General features: G+C 47.6%; 25 protein-coding genes and 2 pseudogenes. 11 read left to right on the forward strand and 16 right to left on the reverse strand.

What is annotated here, in order from left to right:
* Position 1: 1 nt before the first annotated feature.
* The 7 genes and pseudogenes from M3087_RS02235 to M3087_RS02265 all read left to right on the forward strand — a co-directional run.
* A pseudogene (locus tag M3087_RS02235) lies at positions 2-391 on the forward strand (hypothetical protein); the annotation flags it as partial.
* Between the two features lie 504 nt (positions 392-895).
* Entirely contained in the window at positions 896-1,540 is a 645-nt protein-coding gene (locus tag M3087_RS02240; protein ID WP_172774797.1) for an NADAR family protein, read from the forward strand.
* Positions 1,541-1,552: 12 nt separating this feature from the next.
* The gene (locus M3087_RS02245; protein WP_217718384.1) at positions 1,553-2,275 is read left to right on the forward strand and encodes a radical SAM protein; all 723 of its coding nucleotides are present in this window, start codon (positions 1,553-1,555) and stop codon (positions 2,273-2,275) included.
* Positions 2,259-3,407, forward strand: coding sequence for an HIRAN domain-containing protein (locus tag M3087_RS02250; protein ID WP_249093428.1), 1,149 nt, complete (start codon positions 2,259-2,261; stop codon positions 3,405-3,407). Before M3087_RS02245 ends, M3087_RS02250 begins: the two co-directional genes overlap by 17 nt.
* A 5-nt stretch (positions 3,408-3,412) precedes the next feature.
* A complete protein-coding gene (locus M3087_RS02255; protein WP_249093430.1) occupies positions 3,413-5,650 on the forward strand; it encodes an ATP-dependent RecD-like DNA helicase in 2,238 nt (745 codons plus the stop codon).
* A 2-nt stretch (positions 5,651-5,652) separates the two neighbouring features.
* On the forward strand, positions 5,653-7,140 hold the full coding sequence (locus M3087_RS02260) for a DNA methylase (RefSeq protein ID WP_249093431.1): 1,488 nt from the start codon (positions 5,653-5,655) through the stop codon (positions 7,138-7,140).
* Positions 7,133-7,558 carry a hypothetical protein gene (locus M3087_RS02265; protein ID WP_249093433.1) on the forward strand — a complete coding sequence of 142 codons (426 nt, stop codon included), beginning with the start codon at positions 7,133-7,135 and terminating at the stop codon, positions 7,556-7,558. The genes M3087_RS02260 and M3087_RS02265 overlap by 8 nt, the downstream gene beginning before the upstream one ends.
* Before the next feature lie 231 nt (positions 7,559-7,789).
* Here the strand turns inward: M3087_RS02265 and M3087_RS02270 are convergent, their stop codons facing one another.
* Both M3087_RS02270 and M3087_RS02275 read right to left on the reverse strand, forming a co-directional pair.
* Positions 7,790-8,851 (reverse strand): DUF3800 domain-containing protein, encoded by a 1,062-nt coding sequence (locus M3087_RS02270; RefSeq protein WP_249093435.1) that lies wholly within the window; start codon positions 8,849-8,851, stop codon positions 7,790-7,792.
* A 639-nt stretch (positions 8,852-9,490) separates the two neighbouring features.
* Positions 9,491-10,462, reverse strand: a complete 972-nt coding sequence (locus tag M3087_RS02275; RefSeq protein WP_249093437.1) for a DUF2971 domain-containing protein — start codon at positions 10,460-10,462, stop codon at positions 9,491-9,493.
* Between the two features lie 390 nt (positions 10,463-10,852).
* Here M3087_RS02275 and M3087_RS02280 point away from each other — a divergent pair, with 390 nt between their 5' ends.
* The 3 genes from M3087_RS02280 (at position 10,853) to M3087_RS02290 (ending at position 13,186) form a co-directional block, all read left to right on the forward strand.
* Positions 10,853-11,761, forward strand: a complete 909-nt coding sequence (locus tag M3087_RS02280; RefSeq protein WP_249093439.1) for an FRG domain-containing protein — start codon at positions 10,853-10,855, stop codon at positions 11,759-11,761.
* Positions 11,762-11,915: 154 nt separating this feature from the next.
* Positions 11,916-12,290: a hypothetical protein gene (locus tag M3087_RS02285; RefSeq protein WP_249093441.1), complete on the forward strand. Its 375-nt coding sequence runs from the start codon at positions 11,916-11,918 to the stop codon at positions 12,288-12,290.
* 44 nt (positions 12,291-12,334) lie between these two features.
* Positions 12,335-13,186, forward strand: a complete 852-nt coding sequence (locus M3087_RS02290; protein ID WP_249093443.1) for a hypothetical protein — start codon at positions 12,335-12,337, stop codon at positions 13,184-13,186.
* A 252-nt stretch (positions 13,187-13,438) separates the two neighbouring features.
* Here M3087_RS02290 and M3087_RS02295 read toward each other — a convergent pair whose 3' ends face one another.
* The 11 genes and pseudogenes from M3087_RS02295 to M3087_RS02345 all read right to left on the reverse strand — a co-directional run bounded on the left by M3087_RS02295 (position 13,439) and on the right by M3087_RS02345 (position 22,569).
* Positions 13,439-14,716, reverse strand: coding sequence for a PcfJ domain-containing protein (locus tag M3087_RS02295; RefSeq protein WP_249093445.1), 1,278 nt, complete (start codon positions 14,714-14,716; stop codon positions 13,439-13,441).
* Positions 14,713-15,142: pseudogene (locus M3087_RS02300) on the reverse strand (PcfK-like family protein). The gene M3087_RS02295 and the pseudogene M3087_RS02300 overlap by 4 nt, the downstream one beginning before the upstream one ends.
* A gap of 35 nt (positions 15,143-15,177) precedes the next feature.
* Entirely contained in the window at positions 15,178-15,483 is a 306-nt protein-coding gene (locus tag M3087_RS02305; RefSeq protein ID WP_249093448.1) for a hypothetical protein, read from the reverse strand.
* 353 nt (positions 15,484-15,836) lie between these two features.
* Positions 15,837-16,379: a hypothetical protein gene (locus M3087_RS02310; protein WP_249093450.1), complete on the reverse strand. Its 543-nt coding sequence runs from the start codon at positions 16,377-16,379 to the stop codon at positions 15,837-15,839.
* Positions 16,376-16,921: a topoisomerase C-terminal repeat-containing protein gene (locus M3087_RS02315; protein ID WP_249093452.1), complete on the reverse strand. Its 546-nt coding sequence runs from the start codon at positions 16,919-16,921 to the stop codon at positions 16,376-16,378. The genes M3087_RS02310 and M3087_RS02315 overlap by 4 nt, the downstream gene beginning before the upstream one ends.
* A 21-nt stretch (positions 16,922-16,942) precedes the next feature.
* Positions 16,943-17,680: a hypothetical protein gene (locus M3087_RS02320; protein WP_410796791.1), complete on the reverse strand. Its 738-nt coding sequence runs from the start codon at positions 17,678-17,680 to the stop codon at positions 16,943-16,945.
* 17 nt (positions 17,681-17,697) lie between these two features.
* Positions 17,698-18,879, reverse strand: coding sequence for a DUF3991 and TOPRIM domain-containing protein (locus M3087_RS02325; protein WP_249093454.1), 1,182 nt, complete (start codon positions 18,877-18,879; stop codon positions 17,698-17,700).
* A 20-nt stretch (positions 18,880-18,899) separates the two neighbouring features.
* Entirely contained in the window at positions 18,900-20,228 is a 1,329-nt protein-coding gene (locus M3087_RS02330) for an ArdC family protein (RefSeq protein ID WP_249093456.1), read from the reverse strand.
* Entirely contained in the window at positions 20,212-20,442 is a 231-nt protein-coding gene (locus M3087_RS02335) for a hypothetical protein (protein ID WP_249093459.1), read from the reverse strand. Before M3087_RS02335 ends, M3087_RS02330 begins: the two co-directional genes overlap by 17 nt.
* A 30-nt stretch (positions 20,443-20,472) precedes the next feature.
* Positions 20,473-21,780: a DNA mismatch repair protein MutS gene (locus tag M3087_RS02340; RefSeq protein WP_249093460.1), complete on the reverse strand. Its 1,308-nt coding sequence runs from the start codon at positions 21,778-21,780 to the stop codon at positions 20,473-20,475.
* A 12-nt stretch (positions 21,781-21,792) separates the two neighbouring features.
* The gene (locus M3087_RS02345; RefSeq protein ID WP_249093463.1) at positions 21,793-22,569 is read right to left on the reverse strand and encodes a DUF3945 domain-containing protein; all 777 of its coding nucleotides are present in this window, start codon (positions 22,567-22,569) and stop codon (positions 21,793-21,795) included.
* A gap of 89 nt (positions 22,570-22,658) precedes the next feature.
* Between M3087_RS02345 and M3087_RS02350 the strand changes: the two genes are divergently transcribed.
* Positions 22,659-23,252, forward strand: a complete 594-nt coding sequence (locus M3087_RS02350; protein WP_217718360.1) for a glucosaminidase domain-containing protein — start codon at positions 22,659-22,661, stop codon at positions 23,250-23,252.
* A 17-nt stretch (positions 23,253-23,269) separates the two neighbouring features.
* Here the strand turns inward: M3087_RS02350 and M3087_RS02355 are convergent, their stop codons facing one another.
* From M3087_RS02355 to M3087_RS02365, 3 genes are all read right to left on the reverse strand, one after another.
* Entirely contained in the window at positions 23,270-24,028 is a 759-nt protein-coding gene (locus tag M3087_RS02355; RefSeq protein WP_217718358.1) for an LEM-3-like GIY-YIG domain-containing protein, read from the reverse strand.
* Positions 24,010-24,756: an HNH endonuclease gene (locus M3087_RS02360; RefSeq protein ID WP_249093466.1), complete on the reverse strand. Its 747-nt coding sequence runs from the start codon at positions 24,754-24,756 to the stop codon at positions 24,010-24,012. Before M3087_RS02360 ends, M3087_RS02355 begins: the two co-directional genes overlap by 19 nt.
* Before the next feature lie 100 nt (positions 24,757-24,856).
* The gene (locus tag M3087_RS02365) at positions 24,857-25,567 is read right to left on the reverse strand and encodes a TraX family protein (protein ID WP_249093469.1); all 711 of its coding nucleotides are present in this window, start codon (positions 25,565-25,567) and stop codon (positions 24,857-24,859) included.
* Positions 25,568-25,607 lie beyond the last annotated feature (40 nt).

The following is a 25,607-nucleotide window of genomic DNA, read 5'->3' on the forward strand; positions in this document are numbered from 1 at the left end:
TATGGAATACTTCAGACCCACATATACACCAGAAAGAATCACGAACCTAAGGGCGAATGAGATTTTTGTATTCGGAAGTAATCTGCAAGGAATGCACGGTGGAGGAGCGGCACGTATGGCATACGAAAAGTTCGGTGCCATCTGGGGCAATGGTGTAGGGTTGCAAGGTCAATGCTATGCCATACCGACCATGCAAGGTGGCGTGGAAACCATTCGCCCCTATGTGGATGAGTTCATTGCTTTTGCCAAGGAACGCAAGGAACTGACTTTTCTGGTGACTCCCATTGGTTGCGGAATAGCCGGATTCAAGGCAGAGGACATCGCTCCCTTGTTCAAAGAAGCGATAGTGGAAGAAAACATTGTGTTGCCGGAATCGTTTGAGGAGGTAATCATGCAAAGCCGTCCGTTAAGCAAGGCCGCTATTGACGTGTTGGCAAAGCGGATGCAAGCAAAGAATCCCTATTCCGCAGGTACGCTTTCTCACGGTATCTGGGAACATCAGCACTATTTTGAACTGTTGTGGGGCAGTTATGACCATTATGATTGGCACGAACACTTTGAAAAGTATGGTCTGTGCGAAGACTTTGAAAGAGGAGTGGTACTTACTGATGACCTCATGCACCAACCGGTCAATAAAGAATGGGTGTTCGGAATGTATATGTCGGCCGAGTTTCCACCACAGAAGCTGATGCTGCTGGAACAGTGCCATTATTATAAAGGAGAGCGATTATGTCCTTTTCGTTCACAGATGAAGGGCATGTTGTTTAATTATGAAAGATGCTGGGTGAAGTTCAATCTATTTCCACAAGACCATCCTCACATAGAAGAGGATTTGGATTATTACAAACATTGCGGACTTGCCGACTTATGCCCGGATGACGGTGTGCCCATGTCGATGAAAGCCCTGTTGCTTAACCGCTGGCTTCATTGGGGAGGTGATTTCGCGAATTTGGATAGTTTCAGGGAATGGTACCGCACTTTGGACTATACGAATGTGAATGGAGGATTAAGGAAAGAAGACCTCTATGATATTTCCAATCCGGATTTCTTGTTCTTTTGGGGACATCACGGCAAGCCGGGTGAAACGACCAAAGCCTGTCTCAGCCAATGGTTCCCTTGCAGGTTTACCGTAAATGGTATCCATTACAACTGTGCGGAACAGTTCATGATGGCAGAAAAGGCACGAATCATGGGCGATGAAGATACAAGAAAAAGAATCTTGGCATCTACAGATCCGAAAGAGATTAAGGCATTAGGTAGAGAAGTGCGGAATTTTGACGAATACAAATGGCAAAAGCATCGTATGGAAATTGTCATTACCGGCAATCTGCACAAATTCATGGATAATGAAGAGCTGAAAGTCTTTCTGCTTGGCACAAGAGATAAGATATTGGTGGAAGCCAGCCCCTACGATACAGTTTGGGGGATTGGCATGAAAGAAGATGACCCAGACTGCAGGAACCCCCGTTTATGGAAAGGAGAAAACCTGCTTGGGTTCGCATTGATGGATGTGAGAGAAAAACTCAATAAGATAAAATAAGTAGCATTCACTATGAAATCATCGGACAAGCATCAAGCGTTTCGTCTGGCTCACATCTTTGCCATAGACCGTCTACGGATGGGAACGGACGGCCATGGAATCACTACGTTGGTTTGTTTCATGGGTTGTCCGCTTCGGTGTGCCTACTGTCTGAACGACCGCTGTCATGAGGAAATCTATTCGTATGGCAACAATGGCCTTTCGTTGAAAAAAGAAATCATACAATTGGATGTCAATGAACTCTATGACCGTGTGAAGGTAGACGACCTTTACTTTCAGGCAACGGGAGGTGGCATCTGTTTTGGGGGCGGCGAGCCGACCCGATACGCCAGTTTCATAGAGGAATTTCGTCGGATATGCGGTAATGTCTGGAAAATCACATTGGAAACCTCACTTTACTGTCCTGAAGACACCATCCGACAACTCGCACCGATAGTAGACCATTGGATAGTGGATATAAAGGACATCAACCATGTTATCTACGAACGATATACCGGGCATCCGAGCCGTATCCGTGACCACTCACTGAGCGTACTGCTCCAGACCTGCCGGGTGAAGGATATCACCGTGAAAGTCCCCCTTATTCCTGGTTATAATACGGATAAGGATGTGGACTACAGCCTTGATGAACTGGAAAGAATGGGGTTTACGAATTTTGAATGTGTACGCTACCTTCAAAGAGAATCAAAATATCACCCTCAAACAAAAGGACTGCAACATGAACGGAAAGGATAAATGCAATTTGCTCAGAGAAATCCGAAAGCGGATAGCCACGCAGTATGGATTGACCTATCAGCCAGCAGAATGCCGCCACGAAGGGGATTGCGCTGGCACATGCCCCAAATGTGACACTGAACTGCAAGACCTGCAAAGGCAATTAAAGGAGAAAGGTATTGAAAATATTGAACTTGACCGACAGATGAAGGAGATGGTTGACACCTTCAATCCGGGCGGTGATACGGACAATGACCTCATTGCCCTACAAGGTGATGTTGCCCCACCCAAATACAATGACAAAATAGAAATTACAGAAGGTATGCCTGTACCGCTTCCTGAAGGAATGTCCAATTTTCCCGAACCCAAAAAGAAAAGGGCGTTTTTCAAGGAATGTGCTGTTGCCGGCTGGAACTTCCATCATCCGGAAGACTTTTGGGATGAGCTGTATGAAGGTGCGGAGCTAGTCTTGATTCGCGAGCGCGCCAATAAGCATGACCGCAATGCGGTGGCCGTGGCATTAGCCGATGATATGGAAGGTGATATGGAAAATTTTGACTTTGATTGCATCATCGGCTATGTACCACGAAAGGAAAACGAAATGGTGGCGAAAATGATGGATATGGGATGGGGTGACGCCTTTACTGCGGAACTTACCACTGTCAAGGATAATGGAACTTACGATGAACGCTTACGTATGACCATCTATATTAAAAGCAAGATAGAGAGTACGGAAAGTTGGTATGTACAAAAGATGGATAACAGTTCCTGCCAAAACCTTTTGGAATTTCTTTATCAAGATGGTATCACACATTTCCGTTGGGGTGGTTTCCCTCCTTGGGAAAGAGATTTACCCCGAAAAGGTGACAAGGTGGTATTCATTCACCAATGTGGAGCGGATGCTGAACTCTACCTGATGCACACAATTGCCATAGGCGAGGATGCCATGCTTTTCTTGGAGAATCCGGAGGAGGAACTGAACATGGTTGATGATTGCGCCCCGTATGTACTGACGTTGGTCAAAGGGCCGATTATAGTTGACTTGCAGGAACTAAACTTCTTGAGCAACTGTAAAATCGGTTCTTGCCAACCGGAAGAAAAACTGTCTGAAGATTGTATTGCCAAATTAAAAGATTTATTCTTCAAAAAATAACGCCTATGCCCAAACTTCGCTGTGTAGTGGAACGCATCACCTATCAGAATCCGGAGAACGGATATTCTGTCATGAAAGTCAAGGTGAAAGGTTATGACGACCTTGTGACCTTGGTGGGCAACCTGTTGGAGGTGCCTGCCGGAAGCGTGCTGCTGTGCGAAGGTGACTGGAAGGTGGACAAGCGTTATGGCAGCCAGTTCGTCTGTCTGACTTGGGAGGAAGTGATGCCTGCCACTGTCTATGGCATTGAGAAATATCTGGGAAGCGGTCTGGTGAAAGGAATCGGGCCGAAGTTCGCCCAACTCATTGTGAAGCAGTTCGGGCTGGATACCATCGAGGTGATAGAGACCGACATCGAACGGCTGTATGAAGTGCCGGGCATCGGCAGGAAGCGTGTGGAGAAAATCCGCGAGAGCTGGGAGAAGCAGAAGGACATCAAGAACGTGATGCTTTTCCTGCAAGGCTATGGGGTAAGCACGGCCTATGCAGCCAAGATATACCGCCAATACGGCAAGGAGAGCATCGACAAAGTGAAAGAGAACCCTTACCGCCTGGCGGATGACATCTGGGGCATCGGCTTCAAGACAGCTGACGGAATCGCAGGGAAGATGGGATATGAGAAGAACGACCTGTGTCGCTGCAAGAGCGGCATCATCTATACCTTGAACCAACTGGCCAATGAGGGACACGTGTATGCCGAGGAGGAGCAGCTGGTGAAAGCCGCCATCTGTCTGTTGGAAGCGGATGAGGACTCCATCCGCAAAACCCTGACCGACATGGCACGGACGGAAGACCTGAAGACAGAGGATGAAGCCATCTACCTGCCTCCGTTCTACTTTGCCGAGGTGGGCACGGCCAACCGTCTGCTTGCCCTGCTCCGTGAATCGGAAAGCAATCTCTTTGCGACCCGGTTCAATGCAGCGGAACTGTCCAAGGAAACTGGCATCACGTATGACGAGGTGCAGTTGCAGGCCATCGGGGAAGCCCTTCGCTCCAAGGTTATGGTGCTGACTGGCGGGCCCGGCACAGGCAAGACCACTACGACCCAAGGTATCATCGCCGCACTGAAACATCTGGGGCTACGCATCCTGCTGGCCGCTCCCACCGGACGGGCTGCCAAGCGGATGAGCGAGGCTACGGGCATGGAGGCCAAAACCATCCACCGCCTGCTGGAGTACAATCCGAAGGACGGCTACAAACGCAACGAAGAGAATCCGCTGGAAGGCGACGCGCTCATCGTGGACGAATGTTCCATGATAGACATCATCCTGATGAACAATCTGATGAAGGCGGTCTCCACTTCCATGCGCCTCGTCATGGTGGGCGACATCGACCAATTACCCAGCGTAGGAGCCGGCAACGTATTCCGCGATATTATCGACAGTAAAAAGATACCCGTCATCCGCCTGACGCGCATCTTCCGGCAGGCACAGTCCAGCCGCATTGTGATGAGTGCCCACGCCATCAACCAGGGCCGTTTCCCCGATACCAGCAACGGCAAGGACACCGACTTCTTCTTCATGCAACAGGAAGCCCCGGAGAAGGTAGCCGAGGAAATCGTGAACCTCGTGAAGAACCGCCTGCCCAAAGCCTATCACCGGAAAACAGCCGACATCCAGGTGCTGACACCCATGCAACGGGGAATAGTAGGCGCGGCCAATCTGAACATGGCCTTGCAGCAGGCGTTGAACCCTTCGGGCGTGTCGCTAAACCGCAGCGGCTATTCGTTCCGTCAGGGCGACAGGGTGATGCAGCTGCGGAACAATTATGACAAGGACGTCTTCAACGGGGACTTGGGCTTCGTAGAATCAGTCGATCTAGAAGAGCGCACCTTATACATCAACTTTGAAGGGCGCATCGTGAAATACGATGTTTCCGAACTGGACGAGCTGACACTGGCCTATGCCACCACCATCCACAAGTCGCAAGGTTCGGAATATCCCATCGTGGTGATGCCCGTCCTGATGACCCACTATGTGATGCTGCAACGCAACCTGATTTACACGGGCATCACCCGTGCCAAGAAGATATGCGTGCTCATCGGCACGAAGAAAGCACTCGCATTTGCCATCCGCAACATGACGGTGCTGAAACGCAACACGAGGCTGAAAGAACGGTTGAACCCGGCATTGGGGCAATCCGTATCACCCAAACAGATACGCCCCTACATCTTGGGAAATCCGGAGGATGAAACAGCCATTGCCGCCGAACCTACGGTGGGTTATGACAAAGGAGACAAATAAACATGAATACCGAACGCCAATACATAGCCATTGACCTGAAGTCATTCTACGCCTCGGTAGAATGTGTGGAACGGGGACTTGACCCGCTCAACACGTGCCTGGTCGTGGCCGACCCGTCGCGGACGGAAAAGACCATCTGTCTGGCCGTATCGCCTGCGCTGAAAAGCTATGGAATCGGCGGCAGGCCACTGCTGTTCGAGGTGGTGCAGAGGGTGCGTGAGGTGAACCGGCAGCGGGGACGCTCCGGGAAATCGCACTCGAAAAAGGAACTGGACGCACACAAGGAGCTGGCCGTGGACTATCTGGTGGCACAGCCACGCATGGCGCATTACATCCAATACAGCACACGCATTTATGAAATATATCTCCGCCACATCGCCCCGGAGGACATCCATGTCTATTCCATCGACGAGGTTTTTATGGACGTGACATCCTACCTGAAGAATTACCGGATGACGGCTCACGAGCTGGCCATGAAAATCATCCGGGAGGTGCTGGCCGAGACAGGCATCACCGCCACCGCCGGAATCGGTACGAACCTTTATCTCTGCAAGGTGGCAATGGATATTGTGGCCAAGAAAATGCCCGCCGACAAGGACGGCGTGCGCATCGCGGAACTGGACGAGATGACCTACCGCCGTCTGTTGTGGGAGCATACACCGCTTACGGACTTCTGGCGCGTGGGGCGTGGAATTGCCGCACGGTTGGCCACCTACGGCATCCTGACAATGGGCGACATCGCCCGCTGTTCCATTGAGCGTGAGGACTTGCTGTATAAACTGTTCGGGGTCAATGCGGAACTGCTGATAGACCATGCCTGGGGATGGGAACCTGTGACTATGGACTTGATAAAGGCATACCGTCTGGAAACAAACTCAGTCAGCAGCGGACAGGTGCTCCAGTCGCCCTATACGGCAGTCAAGGCACGGAATGTGGTACTGGAAATGGCGGACAGTGTCTCACTCGACCTGGTTGACAAGAAACTGGTGACCGACCAGCTTGTGCTGACCATCGGCTATGACACCGAATCGCTGACGGACAGGGATATCCGGGAAAAGTATCAAGGCAAAATAGCGACCGACCGCTACGGCAGACAAGTCCCGGTTCATGCTCACGGAACAGTAAACATGGAGCGTCCGACCTCTTCCGAAACAATCCTCATGGAAAAGGCCGGCGGACTGTTTGACCGCATTGTAACCCCCGACCTGCTGGTGCGCCGCATCACCCTGTCGGCAAACCATCTTATGCACGAGACGGATATACAGCCAAACAGCCATGTAGTCCAGCTTGACCTTTTCACCGACTATGAGCAACTAGAAAAGGAACAGCAAGCCGAAGAAGAGATGCTGGCCAGGGAACGCCGCCGTCAGGAGGCCGTGCTGCAGATAAAGAAGAAATTCGGTAAGAACGCCATCCTCAAAGGGTTGAACTATGCGGACGGAGCCACCCAAAGGGAACGCAACCAGCAGATAGGAGGACACCATGAGTAGATATGACGACATCATCCACCTGCCGCACCACGTTTCCAAGACCCGGAAGCCGATGCCGATGATAAACCGTGCTGCCCAGTTCGCGCCCTTCGCCGCCCTGACCGGGCATGACGAGGCGATAGCCGAGACCGCACGGCAGACCGCTCCGAAGCGGAAACTGTCATCGGACGAACAGGAGATACTGTCCAAGCGTATGGCCTATGCCATTAGCCATATCGGTGAGCGTCCCAACCTGACATTCACCTATTTTATTCCTGATATGTTGAAAGACGGTGGCAAGTATGCCAAAATTACCGGAGTGATACGGAAGTATGATGAATTGGGAAGGACTGTCATTTTAGAGACAAATGAAATCCTATTGATTGACAACATCTTATCAATTTCAGGAGGGATGATGGAAAAATTACAACAAGAATAACGAGTTTTCTATAAATTATATTTACCGTTGAATTTCAAAGATGTATGAGTAAAACTACATTCAATTATAAATGTACCATTAAATTAAGGTGATTATATACGACAATACCCTAAATTTTGCCACGGCAAACCTTTCCTGCCTCTAAAGTAGTTACGTGGCGAAGTTTGGGGTATGCCACGCTTTTTAGGGGCGTGGTTTATGTTATGCTAATGATAACGGTGGGGAGTGGCACTATTCTTTCGATAAATTTTGAACTATAAAATCAATAGGACTACAATCATTTGAATCATCAACATCTTGGGACAAATAATTGGCACTCGCAGGTTGTATAGGATAGCCTTTTATTTTGAAAAATGGCATTGTTTTTAATTCGTTTTGAAAATCCTTATACTTATTAGTGGAATCACTCCATATGAATGAAATCGAACTGGCTATTAAATCTGCTAATTGCACTCCAAAATTTGTAGCAGAATCAACCATAGTAATGGAATTAACAGGCAAAGGAAATGAATGTTTACGCGTATCATATCCAATATTCTGTTGTTCACAAGTAAGTTGCGACAATTGCTTTATTATCTCTAATCCTGCTGCTATTTGTTTAGAATTATCCGTTATTATGTTTACCTTCATTCCCAATTTTTTGAACCAATGTTCAATCATGCATACTAATGAAGTTACAGTCGTATCTAAACAAAATTTATTATCTTCAACTAATACATCATTTAATATACGATGACTTAATCTAATGTGCTGCAAAATGTCAGTCAAGTACTCGTTGGAATTTTCGCAGAGAATATCTACATTTGAATAAAAATCTTCTACGCTTTCTTGTGTTTGTTCTCTCATCATATTTACAAAAGAAGATAGAAAATCTTTTATAGATTTTTGGTCTGGATGATTTCGGCAAAATGTGTATAAGCAATTAGCAAGAATAATATTGCCACGCTTTTTATACAAATCATCATTATATATAAAGTGAAAAACAGGCTCAATTGTCATGTCAATAATTTGTGCATATATACAGAATTGCTTATCGACAAATTCAAATGAGATGTGTTCTTCATTCATTAATGGATGCTGCAAAACTTGTTTGATAACAGTTCTACCTTTAATGCTCTTCTTCATAGCTACAAAATGCATTTCTTTGTCATAAGAAATGTCTTTTTGAATGCACGCTAATTCTTCATTTGTGAAATGTATTGCGGATAATACAAAATATGGTTGGTTGATATTAAGAATATCAGACCCTGTATTGCCTGCTTCGTCTATGTAAATGTTAGGACATGTGTTCATATGCTGAATATATTAAAAGATATAAATATAACAACTGTCACGCTATTCATAATGCAAAATTACTGATTTTTTTGCTCAAAGCAAGGTGATAAGTCTTTTATTTATAGCATTATAATTCATTTACCTATCAGCAAAGTTCACCCAAAAAAGGATATAAAAAAGAAAAAGGATACATACTGCCACCGAAGACGTCAGACGAATTACAGAAAGTAGCAAATAACGTAGTTTGGTTGGATACTGAGTGTGGCTCATTCGGATATTGAAGCGTGCAGGATTTGTCATTAATGAGGCATAAGTTATGCGTTGTCTTAAAAATATGTATCTTTGTAATCCCATTAGCATCTTTGAATACTTAACAAACTTCAAAGGGAAAACTGTGGCGTTAAAATTATGGTAAAACATAATAATAGACATCTTCACTCCTTTTAGAACTGTTAGAGTGAGGCTCTGTCTCAAAACAAAAGAACAGTCCAGTGCTGTTGCGACAAGCCTGTACATGTTCGCTCCTATGTCCGTTTCAGATTTGGTAAATGGGAGCATGTGACAGAACATTGTAGAAGATTGCCACGCAGGTAATCAGTCGCTATTGGGGCTTCTACTATCGGCAATAGTAGAAGCTCTTTTTTAAGCAACCTTTCATTACCATTTTTCAGGATATACCCATACGACTGCTGGGGCATCAAAAGTAGAATATGCAATCCAATGTTTTGCCATAATTTCTATTTCCTCATCTAACATAAGTTTACGCGGTTTATAATTAAGCAGAATAGACTTTGCTCTAATATCATCAATAACTGTTATATTCGATGGACGTTTCAAATGTTTTCTGAACATCTCAATAAATTCCATTAGGGTGTTTTCGTCTTTATTTGGTGACTTATATAAAATCATATAGTTATCAACTGTTGGTCTTTGCTCAAAATTGACAATCTCATGTGTGTAATCGAATGATAATTTGGTTGCTTTTAACTGGTACAAATTCTCAATACGTTCTACTTGATAGAAATCTATACCACGTCCAGACATTTTCTTTATTATTTCACGTCTGTCTTCCAAACCTATCCTTAGTCCAAAATAAATGGCAGTTACGGCATTTTCAGGTATAATTTTTTCACCACATTTTTCAAACACTAAACGCACTTCATTTTCATACTTCCATGCTAATGATTTTGTTCCAAAAACCTTCTTTTGTATTTGAATAACATTGTCATTCCCAAGAACTTTTGGCCTTTCGTCTTCATATGAAACGTGTAAAACGTGACTTATGTCATAATTTGATTGTGCATAATTAGAAAGTTTATCTAAATCATACTCAATACAAAAGCCTTTATGTGTATTAGCATAATGCGCCCAAAGTAATTCATTGCACGGAAATGTTTCATCGTTTTTCGGCTTAGACAAAGAATAAATGCCTACGCTATACAGCTTTTGTATTATAGGAGTTACCCAATGTTCATGCTCATATGATTTAGGCAATTCAACAGAGCCTTCAAATGGGTCATTCAACTTTTGTATATCAGCTGCATATAAAATGTTCTTTGATAGTAAGGCGGTATCTCTTTTCTTCCCGTCTATTACCATATTTGCCCTGTATTTATATGCCTTATTCATAAAGATAGTCTTAATTTGCCACTCAACGATGAAAGAGTGGTTTAACTTGGACTGGAAGCGGAAAGTCTTTTACGCAGAAACCACAATTACATCATCTACGGCAACTGATTGAGTTGTTTGCTTTACACCGACTGCAATAAAATTGCCTTCATTGGAAACATCAAATACTTTTATAAATCTTGCCATTCAATCTCCGTGTATAACTTTTACACATGAGCCAACTTCTATTTTATCTTGCTCCAAATTGGCGATTTATCGAGTATAAGGCACTTCCTTTTTATTTCCGCAATGTCTGTCCCCAAAGGACTGTGCAAAGGTACGAAAGTTATTTGAAAGTTGTTATAAGTCAGGCAGATTTTGTATCTTTGCAAATAGCAAATTTTTACAATTATGAAGAATATAATAAAAGAAATCCAGTTTGATAACTTTGATTCTTTTGTAAAAGCCATATCATATGGTGGCGAAATTTATAACACTATCTATCCGAATTTTATTTTCAGAGGTGAATCTTCTGATAAATTCAAACTTATACCATCTGCATTGAGAGAAGATAATAGAAACAAGGTAATGCGATTGGGCAATTGTAATGGTTTAGAAAATCAGATGATGAGAATTGCCGCAGAATACAATATACTAAGGAAATTCTATTATTCATGCGATGATGCAAATTTATATGTGCCTAATTGTCGCATCAGAAAATACCCCATTGATGATGTTTCCGTTTTCTTGAATCATGAAACTTGGCTCCCTGAAGATTTATATGAGATTACTGGCCTTGCTCAACATTATGGATTGCCTACACGACTATTAGATTGGAGCAAAGACATATATGTATCTCTATACTTTGCTTGTTTAGGTGTGATGAATGAAATAAAGAAAGGAAATTGCATAAATGATGATAATATCGTTTTATGGGCTTTGAATGCAAAGAAAATAGAATCAGACAAGTCCATTGGTAAAATGATACCCTTGAAATTTATTAAACCATCCTATCATGGAAATCCAAACTTAGGCGCACAAAAAGGACTTTTCACTTTATGGGAGTTTGTTACAGATGAACAAAGACAAAATAAGGTTGAAGTAACTCCATTAGATACATTCTTAATAAATAAAGCAATAGATGACCAAACTTTGCTATACAAATTAACTTTGCCGACAAAATTCGTTCTTTGCCTATATGTTATGCTCCGCAATTTAGGATATGATGCTTCTCGAATCTTTCCTGGTTATAACGGAGTATCTCAACTTATTTCTGAAGATTTGTTATACAAACAAATTTATTCTATTATTGTCACCTAATCCACGCCCAACGTTACCCTTATTACTACATAAGCCATAGCGGAAAGCGTGGCATACCCCAAACTCCGCCACGTAACTACCTCAGAGGCAGGAAAGGTTTGCCATGACAAAATTTAGGGTATTGTCGTATATAGTCACCTAAATTAAATTCATTATGAGAAAGATTTTCGTGTTATTGACAGTGTTACTTTTGACAGCACAGCTTGCGTGTGCTAAAAAACTGTATGTGGAGATAGAATACAAGAAAAATTCCATAAAACTTGATGATGGCACAGATAGAAAGCCGCAAACTGTCAAGGGAACTGATGGCAAAGATTTGAAATTCAACTCCCTGATAGGGGCATTAAATTATATGTCTCTTCAAGGATGGGAATTAGTCGATACGAAATCTGTTACCACTGGGGGCGGATTTGTAGGCACATATGGAGGAGCAAGCTCAACCAGCACAACAGTATATTACATTTTTTGCAAGGAAGTTCCTGACGAAGAATTAGAAGAAACCGTGGCGAACTCTTACAGGAAAGACTGAACCACAGCAGCCATTACAAGTTGAACCTATAATGCAATTAGCTTATGATAATCCGCAAACGACCTATCATATCTTGGTTGCTCAATATTGATAATGTGGAAGATGAAGGAAAATTCGGTGTGCCCATGCTGAGCAACAAGCAACACTTTGGATATTTGGCCAACGGCCTGAAATTCTTGTCTGATGTCCGCCAGACACAACCGGATTGGGGCTTACCCGAACTTCTCATGCCTTCTTTTGAGGAGGTTATGAAGAAAAGTGCAAAATCATTTTATGGTATTGACCATCAGCTTTTTCAAGAATTTTACAAAGATAATGTCTGTGGCATACTACTTTCCAAAGACTGCGGGACGATTGTTTACGGATTTGGAGAAAATACATTGTATGTGTGGTTATTCAGGGAAGATGGCGGCATTAGCAATCTGTATATGTACTTTTACATAGAGTCAACTAAGGACAATGTTCGTCATATATACACGTGGCCGACATTGACGGAAGACGACCAGCTGTTTGCCGGAAATAAGGAGGAACGGGAGCAATTTTATGAGAAGTTGGCTAACAAATTGATGGTATATCTTGCAGTCAAAAAATATGTAAAGGTAGAAACAATCATCGTACCCGTTGGAACAACCACTAAATTGGATGATAAGATTTTAGGGTATAAAAAAGAAAAGGTCAGAAATGAGAGCGGTCAGGAAGTAATCGTAATGGATTCAAGGTGGTTCCGTAAGATTGTGAATGACAATGAAATATTTGTCAGAGGATTTTTTCGTTTCCAAAATAAAAAGGATGAAAATGGAGAATGGTACAAGGAATTGATTTTTGTGGACTCTTTTGTACGGCACGGTTATCATCGTAATGCCCTGATAGAAGAAGAAAATAATAATGAAGAGTAGAGCGGCACAATCCTTGTATCGGTTCTGTTTCACTTTTGGTGGAAGTCGGTGTGTAGTTTATATTTTCCTTGTGGATTATAGTTTGTATTTATCTGGATGTATGGAAAGCTTCATTCAGACTTCGAAAAATGAAAATATTGAAGCACAGTTTCACCTAAAGTGAAACAGAACCATTGTATCATATCAATCAATGAAATACATTACCCCGACCCGCGCCTCACGGCGCAGGTCGGGGTAAGAACATTCAAGGAATTATGCCGGTGTCCTCGCCTCCAGGAAGCGGTAGGCGTTGGCGTTTACAAGTCCCACAATCCGGTCGTGGTATTCCGTATTGGAGTTGCACAGCCCTCGGCTCTGTATGACCTTGCCCTGGCTCAACGAGAACTCCACGGTCTCGATGCGGTTGCCCTGACGGTCGTGTGCCGACAGGATAACGCTGTCCTTTTTTGCGTAATACTCGCATTGGAACACGCAATGGTGAAGGCTGCTTCCCTCGGCCTGAAAAGCCTCGATAGAGTCAAGCACGGATATTTCAATGTCATTGTCGCTGATGACAATCCCGAAGAAGCATGACTTTTCCCTGTAGAAGTCAGCCTCTTTCGCCTTGGCTCTCAACATCTGTTCCCTGTCTCTACGCTTCTCCTCCGCCTTGTTCCTTTTGTCCAGCCAACGGTCATGCGCGGCTTTGAGGTCTTTGGGACAGATATACTTGGCGTTGTGGATGTCCTTCCCACATTGCTCCAACAAACGGACGGTATCGCACCACAGGCCGTAGTCTGACGGGCGGTAATGATGCCGTGCGGCCACTTTGTACGACTGCCAGCACGTGTCCAAATCCAGCGGACGGCTCACAAAGTAAGCCACGGCCTGCAAGTCCTTGGACTTCATCATCGTCTCTATCCGGCTGTCCGTCAACAACGCTTTCATCAACCTTGCCGGATGGCAGTCATCGGGAAGCCTGCCTTTTATGCCGTTGCGCCTCAGTTCGGGAAGTACCTTGTAACGTGGGTAAACGTATGTGTCGGAAATCACCCAATGCACCTCGGACAAAAGCTTCAGGTCAATTCCTGTACACCAATTGAAACTGTCCACATACCAGCCCAATGTCCTCGCCCTTGATGTTACCGCCATCCTGCCCTCTGTATTGAGCCATAGGCGGCACACCTCCATGCAGGACGTTTCCAACTTCATCCCTTTCCGGCATACGGCTCTCAGCAGGAACACACGCTGCACCTGTAGGCCGTCCGCTACTTCAAGGGAAGAGAAGTAGACGGACTGCAACTCCTTACGCTTCAACGTGTCCTTTACCTGCAAGCGGTGTCCGCAATGGGGACAGCATACCGACTTGCCTTTTCCCCTATGGTCAAACTTCGCTCCGCAGTCACCGCAAGTGCAGTTATGGCCGGACGTGCGGAACGCAATATGTACAATGATATTTCCTAATGCCCATTCAATAGCCTTGGGGCTGACGGTTGACAGCTTCATGTTGGAAGCCGCCACCGCCTTTTCAAATCTGTTCCTCGGTTTCATGGCTCAAAATTGTCAAAGAGTGATGGTTGCAGTTTGGTTTCTTGTGCCTTGGCAGATTTTGGTTTATGGTTGCGTACCTGCAACTTGCGCAGTTCCCCGTCTTGGTAACGTTTGAGTGCGAGTGACCTCTGTTCTGCCTTTTCCTCTTCCGTCAGTTCCACATGGTGGTTGACCCACCACGTTGCAGGACTGCGGCTTGCCTATTTCAAGTTCCGGCTCGTCTATGCAGTGGACGGCCATTGAATAGATTTCATCGTCGGCAAATCCGCAGCAGCCCGACTTCTGCACTTCATTGAGGATGAACACCACCACATCGTCAATGGTGCGTGTCGTGGTTTCATACTTGGCACGGAAAAGTTCATCTTCCTTTGCCCTTTGGTCAAGATAACCCTTGATAATCTCCTTGAAATGTTCTGTTCCTTTCATATTTCCTTGCTTTTTTGTTGATAAATCCATACAGGTTAAATCGGCAGACCTGCCAGCAGTTCCAAAAGCGGTATGGTGTTGATGTCCTTGTCGAAACGCACCTGCCAGTCCGGCCTTGCGAGTAAAGACGGCATGAACTTCTTTACCGCAAACCGTCCGTTGTCGTTTGAATAGCAGTCGATGCTGGCGAAGTTCGCCCCGTCCTTGCGGATGTGGGAAAAAAACGGAGGCATACCGCAGAAACACTTGCGGATGCTTTCCCTGTCCCACAACAAGGTAAGCTCATAAATACTGCCATTGTAGCTTACACTCTCCTTTCTGTCAATGAGTTCTATTGCCATAATGCTTGATTTTTTGAAGTTCTAATCTTTTCCCTTTTGTTTGAAGCCTTGCGACTTCCAGCTCCGGGATGTTTTTACGATACAGGGGAACGGAGGGCGGAAGTGCCACAATGCAAACGTGGCAGGCGGAAAACACACGGAATACCCGATTTGGCACAAATCGCGGAAGGCTGCCGTGCGTTTTCCGCCACAGCCAAGCCTGCGCCGTTTGCAGACGGCACGCCCTCCGTAAATTCGTATCGGAAAACCCACGGAGCCGGATGCCATGAGGGGCAGGAAACGGAAAATCCCGATGCCACATTGAAATGACACCGGGATTCCCCATATATTTTGAAACAAATTCCTTATGAACCCTACGGCAAGGGTATCTCAAACGACTTCACCACGCACTGCGCCTCCTTGTCCAGGATGAACCAGTATTCGGAATGATAGCCCTGGCCGTCCGCGTCCACACCCTCGAAGTCAACCTTGACCTTCCAGCCGGAGAACGGTTGCGGACTCCCGTCAAGCTGGCCGCTGAAATCCATTAGCCGCCTCAGGCTCGACATGGCCGACATCTGCCGCTCCATCAGAGCCGCTGTTTCCTTGTCGTCCGGGTCGAAATCCTCCAGCCCGTCCGTAGCCTCCATCACCTTCTTGTTGATTTTAACCATAGCCATGGAGAGGGCCATCTTCTCCTCCTGCGTGATGTAGGTATGCCCGAACACGGAATCCGGTTTGCTGACGCCCAATATCCGTATGGATTCGGGATTGTGCACCGACGCCCTCAATGCCTTTTCCGCCATGTCCGTCGCACGATTCTCCAAGTTGTCCGCACAGCAGACAAAGCAGAACACCCCGATCCAAAACAACACGATGGAAACGAGTATTATCCAGATTTTCATTCCCGGTCTCATATCTTCACGATTTGAAGTTTGTCCGGCGATACGCCGAGCCGCTTGCGGTAGATGCTGCCGTCCTCCCGGTACATCTCCAGCTCCGAAGATGTGATGCCCTTCTCGCATATTTCCACGGCTTCCTCCAAGGTGAGCTGGTGGCCGCCGATGTTGCGCCAGATGGCGAAGGAGCAGGGTGCGTTCTGGTTGGCATAGTTGGAGCAGTTGAACGCCCGGCTTCCCACACGTATTTCCCCTCCGCAATGCGGACACCTGCCGATGACCGGCTGCATCAGGATATTGCCGTCGTCGGCCAGCTCCAGCACGGTCGGGAACGTCTTGCCCTCCTTGGAGGCGAAACCGTCCAGCAGGATGCGGCGTTTCTCCAAAAGTTCCGCCATCTCCGCGTCCGCCATCTTGCGGTTGCCAATGATGGCGTTGATGTTCAGTACGCAAGAAGGGTTGTCGCCTATGTTGTGCTCACAGCGGTACCCCTTGCAGGTCTTGACCACGTTGCCGCCGCACAAGGGGCAGCGGCCGATGATTTTCTTTTCTGTTTCCATTTTTTATTCGTTTATTGTTTTCTAATTGAACCCACGTTTCCAGTCTGCCACGATGCCGCCGATGATGTTCTTGCCGGACATCACGCTGGCCCATCCTTCCGGGTCGAGCGAGAACCAGAGGTCGTTCCACGAGAGCGTGCGCACCTGCCATGCCAGGATGAACAGGTCGGTGTTGATGGCTTCGAGCCTTGTCACCACCTCGTTGGCGATGTAATAGCGTTCCGAAGAGTCCAGCAGGTTGACCTTGTGCTTCCCATTCTTCCCGTCAGCCCCTGCCACATCGTAGCTGCCCGAAGTCACGAGCTGCCTCATGAAAGGATAGAGCGCCGCCATCTGCGTGGCCGCGTCCGTCAGCTCGTCCGACACGATGGCCGCTATCGCCGTGCCCTTGAGGTTGCTCCCCACCGATTTGAGCAGCAGGTTGCAGTTCTGCGGTATCTCGGTCGTCACCAGTTCCCCTGCTCGTTTGATTTGGTAGAGATTCTGCACCACCCCCTGTGCATTGGAGAGATATTCCAGCATCTTGTCCTCCACGCTGTGTACCCGGTCGAGGGCGACAGTCACGGCGGCTTCGGCGGCGATAATCTTCTCCTGCGTCTTCCTGCGCTTGTCGTGCAGGCTTTTCAGTTCTAGCGTCTGTGCCGTCACCGCGCCGGTCAGTGCCGGATCTATCTGTTGGGCGAATGCCGGAAGGGCATTACCTCCGGCCAACCACAGGGCCAACGCCCCAGCGGCCATTTTCAGTCTATTTGCTTTCATCTATATTTAATTTTACGTTACATTTTAAGGCTTCCCTTTCTCCGTTCCGCCAGATTCTGGTCACGTTCCTCCTTGCGTGGGGCGAGAACTGGGGTTATCGGCTTGTTCAGGAGGCAGTCGTTCCAGTCCTTGAACGCCTTGGGCGGCAGCCATTGCCCGGTACAATAACGGATGGGTAAGTGTGCGGCAAGCTGTGAGGACAACGCCTTTATCGGATTGACGGTAAGGCTTTTGCCCCCGGCTCCCACTTGCAGGCCGCCCTCCGCCTTGCTGATTTTCATCGGGATGCCCTCCAGCAGGCCAATCATGCGAAGACCATAGATGCGTCCGGCGATGTCGTTGTCAAAACAGTCGAAAGCCTTGGCATTCGGGAAACGGTCCATCACGCCGACAATCTGGTTGTCGGAAAATGTCCCTCCGAGGGAGACCAACGCCACATCCGGGTGCAGCTGTCCCTTGTTCATTTGGTGGAAAGCCATCGCGTCGAAGGCGGACTCACAGAAGAACACGCTTCTGACCGCTTCCGGATTGCCGCCGGAAAGGTCGGCCACCCATGCCGATGAAGAGGAATCCGTGCCAGCGGCCTTTGATTTGTAACCTCCGTAACCGCGTACTTCATATCCTTTCACCTGATTATCCGTGTCGGTATAGGGAAAGCCGATGTTGTAGCCATCAAAATTCCCGTTCCGTCTGTCCCGTATGAGAAAAACGAATGGGGCAAATTGTCTGACCGTTTCATCGGATAGTCCGCGTTGGTGGAAGATCTGAGGAATGCGCTCCATGTCTATTTGCTTCACTTCATATCGTGAAATATCAAAAGCTGATGCAGCCTTGGCTGATTTCAGGTATTCCCAATCTTCATGGTATTCCGGTTCGGGCATATTGGCGAAGCGTGCCATGACCTTGGCAGTCTTCTGCCAATCGTCCTTACCGGTGACGAAAAAGGCACCCAGATTCTCACGGATAAGTGTCAGGACATCCCCTTTGGAGCCGTCCCGGCGGAAGAACGTCTGGGTGCCCCTGTCGTTGGGATGGCTGACAATGATGGTGTCACGCTTCTCCCGTCCGTCACCCAATACCAGCTCGATGTAACGTCCCACGCCGGCCTTGCGGTCAAGGCGGTAGCCGAGGGCGTAGGCCACATCGGTCACGCCGACACGTGACTTGAGTTCCTTGAAGTTTACCTTGTAGTCCGGCATACGGTATTACTTTGTTTGGATTAGATACTCATCTTGGCGCTTACGGCCTGCGTCCTGCCCATCATGGCAATCTCCGGTCCGAAGGTCTTGCGTGCTGTCATGTTCAGGAAGGCCGCCTTGTCCTTGTAGTCCGTAAGCTGGAAGTAAGTCCGGGCCGTGCCTTTCGACACCTTCTTCAGACCCAGCTCCACGCCGTCATACGAGGCACGGATGGCGTAGTCGCCGCCGCGTGTCTTGACGATGGCCGCGTTCCTGAAGGGCACTTCCTCGCCGGGGGCAAGCGGGGCGAGCGGGTCGTTCTTGGCCAGGTAGGGCTGTTCGTTCAAGGCCAGCCGCTGCCTGTCCACATGGTCGAGTATCATGTCCGAAGCCCTGTTCACGTCCGCCATGACCGAGACGATGAATTTCGGCTCCTGTTTCAACACGCCGATCCACGAATCCAGGTAGGCGGCCGAGTTGTCCGTGACCTTCGAGTCAAAGCCCATCGAATGGCTTATCATCGCCGCCGTCAGTTCGGCGACAAGCTCCTCCTTGGCATACTTGGGGTCTCCGAACCTGCCCATGCCGTCGCGGTTGAGCCGCTGCGGTGTCATGGTGGAGTGGGCCATCTCATGCAGCATGGTGGAATAGAACTCCATGCCGCCACGGTAGATTTCATCGGGCGTACTCCCAATGTTGAACTGCGCCTTCATGGGCAGCACCACGATGTCCTGTCCCGGCGAGTAATACGCCCCGTCCACACGCTTGTCCGCCTGTATCGGGCAGACCCAGCCCTGCGTTTCGACCATCCTGTCAAGCGCGGCGTGGGCGTACATGCCTTCCGTGTCGCGGAGTTCGGGTATCCTGAACCTGTCCATGAGCTTTTGCATCCGTTCGGGCTGCACTTCGGCCAGGTTGGTCTGCGCCACGTTGTACACGGGAAACGCCTTGACGAACGGGATGACCTCCATGCCTTCCTTCTCCTCTTTGCTCATGGCCCGGTATTCCTCCGAACTGACCTTCCTGCCGTCCTTGTCTTTCACGAGCATGTCCCAATAGATGACGGGGAAGGCCTTCTCGCCTTTGAGCACGTGGGCTTTCAGGTTGTGCGCCTGCTTGAAGGTGAGGAACACGGGCAGGTCGTAGCCGTTGGCCGCCGTGTGGAGCTGCAGGAAGAAGGAGTTGGAGCCGGAATAGTTGCGTCCGCCCACGTTCTGGGGCAGACCCGCATATCCCGACGCTCCGCCTATCCAGCCCTTCTTCCAGTCGGACGCCTTCATCTGCTCCATGCGCCCGATCATCATCTCGGCGAAGCGGTCTATGGCCGCCTGGCCGGAGTTGGCAGATGCCGGGTTAGTTCCAGATGCCATAGTCTCCGTCGTCGATTAGCTGGCGTTCCATCTGCATGATGTCCGTCTGTTCCACATAAAACTCGGCGGACTCGTCCGACGGGTCCGTGCCGTGCGCACGGCACCACTCCAGATAGTCCTGTTCGCTTTCGCCCTCCAGCACGAAGCGGAGATAGCCTATCTTGCCTTCCTGGAGGAGTTCAACAAGCTCCTCGTGATTCATTGCTTCTGACATAATAATACTATTTTGTTATGAGTAAGTGATTTACATTTTCATTGAGTTTGATTTCTCCAGCCTGTTGGTCTGGGCCGAGAGCAGCCCGTTGATTTCCGGAGTGAGGTACTTGGCCGCAATCTGCTCGCGTGTGGCGGTACGGGTCTTGAAAAGCGAATAGCCGTCGTCAAAGGAGATTTCATGTCGGGCGGTCTTGCCCTTGTCGCCCATGTCCACGTACACCTTCCATTTGTTGTCGGTGTGGTCTTTTGCCACACGGACACCCTTGGGGTCAACGCCTTCGGGAAGCCGGTACTTCTCGTAGGCGGACTTCAGGTGCAGCCGCTCGCCGAAGTTCTTCTCGATGAGCTGGTTCGGGGTCATCACCCGGTCGAAGTAGGCGTTCAGGTCCTGGCGAGAGGCCACGGCGGACATCCTTGCGCCGTCCACCTGGGCATAGAACTTGTACCGCCCGAAGTCGGGACGCTGCTCGTCCTTTTCCTTGTAGACATTGAACTTCTCGATGGCAACCGCTCCTTCCGCACCCTCCATCTGCCGTGGGAACCTGTAGGTGTCCTCCGGCACTTTCGGCATCAGCTTCGTCGGGTAGTAGCGTTCCATCAGCTGCGGCACGGTCAGCTCCTTCTTCTGGTAGGCGGCGAGGTCGGCGGCGTCCATCTTTTGTGGCTTGAGCTGCTGGCCGTCAATTTTAGCGGTGAAGTACCAATCCTCCGGGTTGTCCTTGCCCTGGTAGGCATGGCCGTGGGTCACTTTGCCGCCGTCGGCTGTCACCATCTGCGGTTCGCGCGGCTTGCGTTCCTTTTTCGCCCCGGCCTGCTGTTCCACATTGGCATCCGCCTTTGCTTCGGGTTGCCGTTCTGTGCTTTTCTGACGGGCAGGTTTCTCCTGTACCTCATTCGTGGCCGTCTGGACAGGCTTGTCCTGCATGGCCTGGTCTTTCTTTTTCTTTGCCATATCAGTATTGTTGGGTATGATTTCTTCTTTTATCTTTGACTTTTCTCCGGCTTCTTGTATGGACCGCTCATCCTTTTTCAGCTTGTGAGTTTCGAGTTGGTCACAGATGGCCACCCTCTGCCCGGAGCGTATCAGCTTGGGAAGATATACATCCAAGGCGTGGTAGGGAAACAGGGTGTACTTGACAGGTTCTTTTTCTCCGGGAAAGGCTCTGCTCGTCAGTGTGATGGCCAGGATGGCGGCGGCCTTGACTGCATCCTCCCGGTACATCTCGTAGAAGTCCCCCTTGCGGAAGAGGAGCATCGCGTCGGGATGCTTCTGTTTCAGCGTGTCGAATTGCCGCAACATGTCTGCGGTGTTTTCCTGTTCTTGTTTCTTTGCCATAAGCGGACGGATTTAGCGTTTGAGACTTTGGCTGACATTCTCTTTGGGGGAGTGCAGTTTCATGGTACGTTCCTGTGACTGCCTGTCCACGACCTTCTGGTATTCCCAACGGTTGCTGTCGGTCTGCACCAGTCCGAGGTATTCCGGGTGCAGCTCGTCGTAGCGTAGCTTCTGCTGGCGTTCCCATTCCTTCAGGTCGCCCCTGATGACCTTGAAGCCCTGCGGCTCCCTCAGGTCAACGCCGACCGACACCTTCTCGCCGCCGACATTGAGTTCCACGGGCTTGCCGTCACGCACCTGCTGCTTCTGTTGCGTGCCCAGCTCGATGTCGTTCACCTTCTCCATGTCCTTCAGCTTCTGTTCCAGCTGTATATCGGTCACACGGCGGTGGATGACGGATTTAGTCTCAGGGTCGAGCTGGAGATACTGCCGGGTCTTTTCGCCGTCCACATCCACGGCCTTCTGGATGACTTCTCCTTTTTTGAGGCGTTCCGCTTCCTGTTCAGTCAGGCCGAGAGCCTGGTTGCGTTGCGTTTCTAGGGCCGCCCTGACGGGATAGGCCATCAGGGCCGGGTTGCCCAGCCTGTCTGACACCAGCTGGAGTTTGAGCGGCAGCGTGACGGCATTGCCGTTCTGCGCACGGATGGAAACCTGCATGAGAGGCGTGACCTCGCCGGAGAGCAGCTTTTCCTTCACCTCCTGCGGCAGAAGGTCTGCCTTCTCCCTGTCGATGCCCAGCATCGCCAGCTTCCCGTAGGGTAGCGTTTCGGATAAATTTCTGTTGTCCATTTCGTTATACTTGTTTTTACGGGTTAATTTTGCGGCCGAAACCGCTTGAACACCCTGCAAAAGTATTTTCACCCAAACAAGAAAAAGAAATGCACAACACTATTCTGCCATTCCTGATGCTGTTGCTGATGCCCTTTAGCGCATCGGCACAGTTCTATACCATTACCAAAGAGTCGGAGTTTATACCATGTTCTGTAAGTAAAACGATGAAAGCGACTGGAAAAGAGAATGATACAATCAGTAATAATGCGCAAGATGTCAGAAACGACACCTTGCATATCCATGTGGCGACAAAAGAAAAGAAGAAGGTGAAAGGCCAAAAAGATGACAAAAGGACATCCCAAAAATCCATGCCTCCCGAATTGACTATCCTCAACCTCTATGCGGAAATCATACGGAACGGCATACGGCATCCGAAAATCGTATTGGCTCAGGCCATCCTTGAAACCGGGTGGTTCACCTCCCCGGTATGCCGGAACAAACACAATCTGTTCGGCCTGACCAACCCACGGACGGGAAAATATTTCGAGTTCGGACATTGGACGGAGAGTGTCCGGGCCTATTACACCAAGGTACAGTACAAGTATAAGGGAGGAAACTACTTGTTATGGCTCAGGGATATAGGTTACGCGGAGAACCCCAATTACATTCGGGAAGTAATCGGGGTTCTAAGAATGATTTAAGATACAAAATCTTATTATCATCTTTTTATGTATCTTATTGAACTTCCGCTACCAAATGGATATTCTGATACATCAGTATTTAAGTAGGGTGAGTCAGGAACAGGAATCCCTTCAAATCCATAACGCGTTTTCTTAAATTGCATTCCATCATCCGCACATTTGTAAGTCTGCCATTTTGTTGGCTTATATACAGTTCTTACAATACCCTTATACACACCTAGGACATAAGTGATTTTTGTAATCATAGATTTACTTACCGGCCAATATTTACGGGTTGATTCATAATCGTTTGCTCGCCTATAAATGCCAGTTGATTTAGATTGGTTATAACTTCTATTAAGACTTACAAGAAGCAGCAATTCGCCTTCTTGGGGGGATATCTTTGGGCAATCATATAATAAACACAATTCTTCTGTGGTTTTTATGCCCTCATCCCATTGATGGTGACCACTTGTAATGTTAGTGAGAAGATTGTCCTTATTGAATTTAGTGTATGACAACATATCAATAAGTACAGATTCCACCAAAAAAGCGGTTTCGTCTGACAGCTTATGCCTGATAATATAATGCTTAACTTTTAAGCCGTCCTTATGGATGGAACGAATAGTTTCAAGTTTAAGATTATGACTGTCAGTATTCTCTTGAAGGGCGTCTTCTGTATGTTGGAATACCCTGTTCCCCTTGCCCTTTCCAATGTAAAAGATACAGTCATTTCTTGGGTCAACCAGTGCATATACATAAGACTGCAATTCGTCTATTACTTTTTGTGTGAACATCCCTTTATAATTGATTTTAATTCATTGGTTGATACATTCGCCCTGTGCAGCATAGAATGACAATTAGAACAGACCATTAAAAAATCAGAAGGCTCTATTTTGTGTTCACCATCTGTCGTTGCTAATCCAATTTTATGATGAGCTTCTATGAAATCTTCACCAATTTCACCGTAAACGGATTTAAAATTGAATCCGCAGATTTCACAATACAACTCGTTATTATGCTTCCTTTTGAAGATAGATTTAGCTTCAGCAACAACTTTTCTGTTACGTTCTATTTTCATATGGGTCACTAATTTTCTACCTCCCTCAAAGAAGTGATTATTGCTAGATTCCCATGGAATTTCTTCCTCTAAGCACCAATAACTTCTGTTATTTTTAGATGATTGTTTGCCTAACCAAGCACAATAAGTTTTATAGGCATCTTCCAGTTCTTGTGAATATATATTGGAATGGCCAAGAATACGGGTAATATGCTGTGTCGTTATAGTTCCGTGTTTATCCGGATTTTGTCTGTGTTGTTCTAGTGTGTTGTTGGCATAGCCAATGAATCTACTCGGCGCAAAATGAAAATCACCATCTATTTTATAGGCGATGAATACCCGTCCATGGCTTATATATTTGGCCATTATATCAAAATCATTATCTGAATCACCCATCAAATACTTTTCAATGGTTTTGATATTTGTGATAATCTGATTTTTATTCAATACCAATGATGTTTTCATATTCAATAAATTGGTTGTTAGCATTAAATACCTTCGCTATACAGACTTAGCAAAGATTATTGCAAAGTTAGCCAATTTTTAGAATCATTTTGCAATAGCCTTAAAATAATGATTGACAGATAATAAGAAAGGACAGTAAATGCGCCGGATAAAAGGCATAGAAGCCATACTTGGCCACGTTTCCGTGGATGAAACCTCTTGTGCCGTCATACAGGAAGATGACTACACAAGCAAACAACGCACCGATTATGCCGTAGTGCATCATCAGCGGAAAGGCAAAGAGCAGCTGCAACATCCTGCGCAAAGTGACCGGCGTATTCTTGACCATACCCAACAGGTAGAATACCACAATCATCAGGACACCCCGCCATTCATAGTCCGTTCCCAACCATGCAGCCAGCCATGCCGTCAGCAGAATGGAACAACAGCATAAGATGCGATGCTCCCGAAGCCTCTCGAAAGCGGCCAACGCCAACACTCCCAAGGCCAGCGTGAACATCACGTTGTGCGTGCCGTCCGCTCCGTTCAGCAGATACCACGGCACTTCGCTGATGGCAGCGAACAACAGGAGGGAAAGGAAGTAGCGCATCCGGTTGCGGGTATGGGCAAATCCTTCCGCAACCAGGAAAGCGAACACGGGAAAGGCGACACGCCCGAAGCACCGCATTACCTCATAAGCCCAGGTATTGCCGTCCATGAGATAGTATGCGCAGTGGTCTGTCATCATTGAAAGCACGGCGATGATTTTCAATGCGCTGCCGCTAAATAAAGGAAGCGACTTTAACGGATATGAAGTTGAACTAATATCCATATATTATTATCATTCAATTTATTATCAAGGACAGTTAGAC

Source organism: Mediterranea sp. ET5, from assembly GCF_023337025.1.
Classification (GTDB): Bacteria; Bacteroidota; Bacteroidia; order Bacteroidales; family Bacteroidaceae; genus Phocaeicola_A.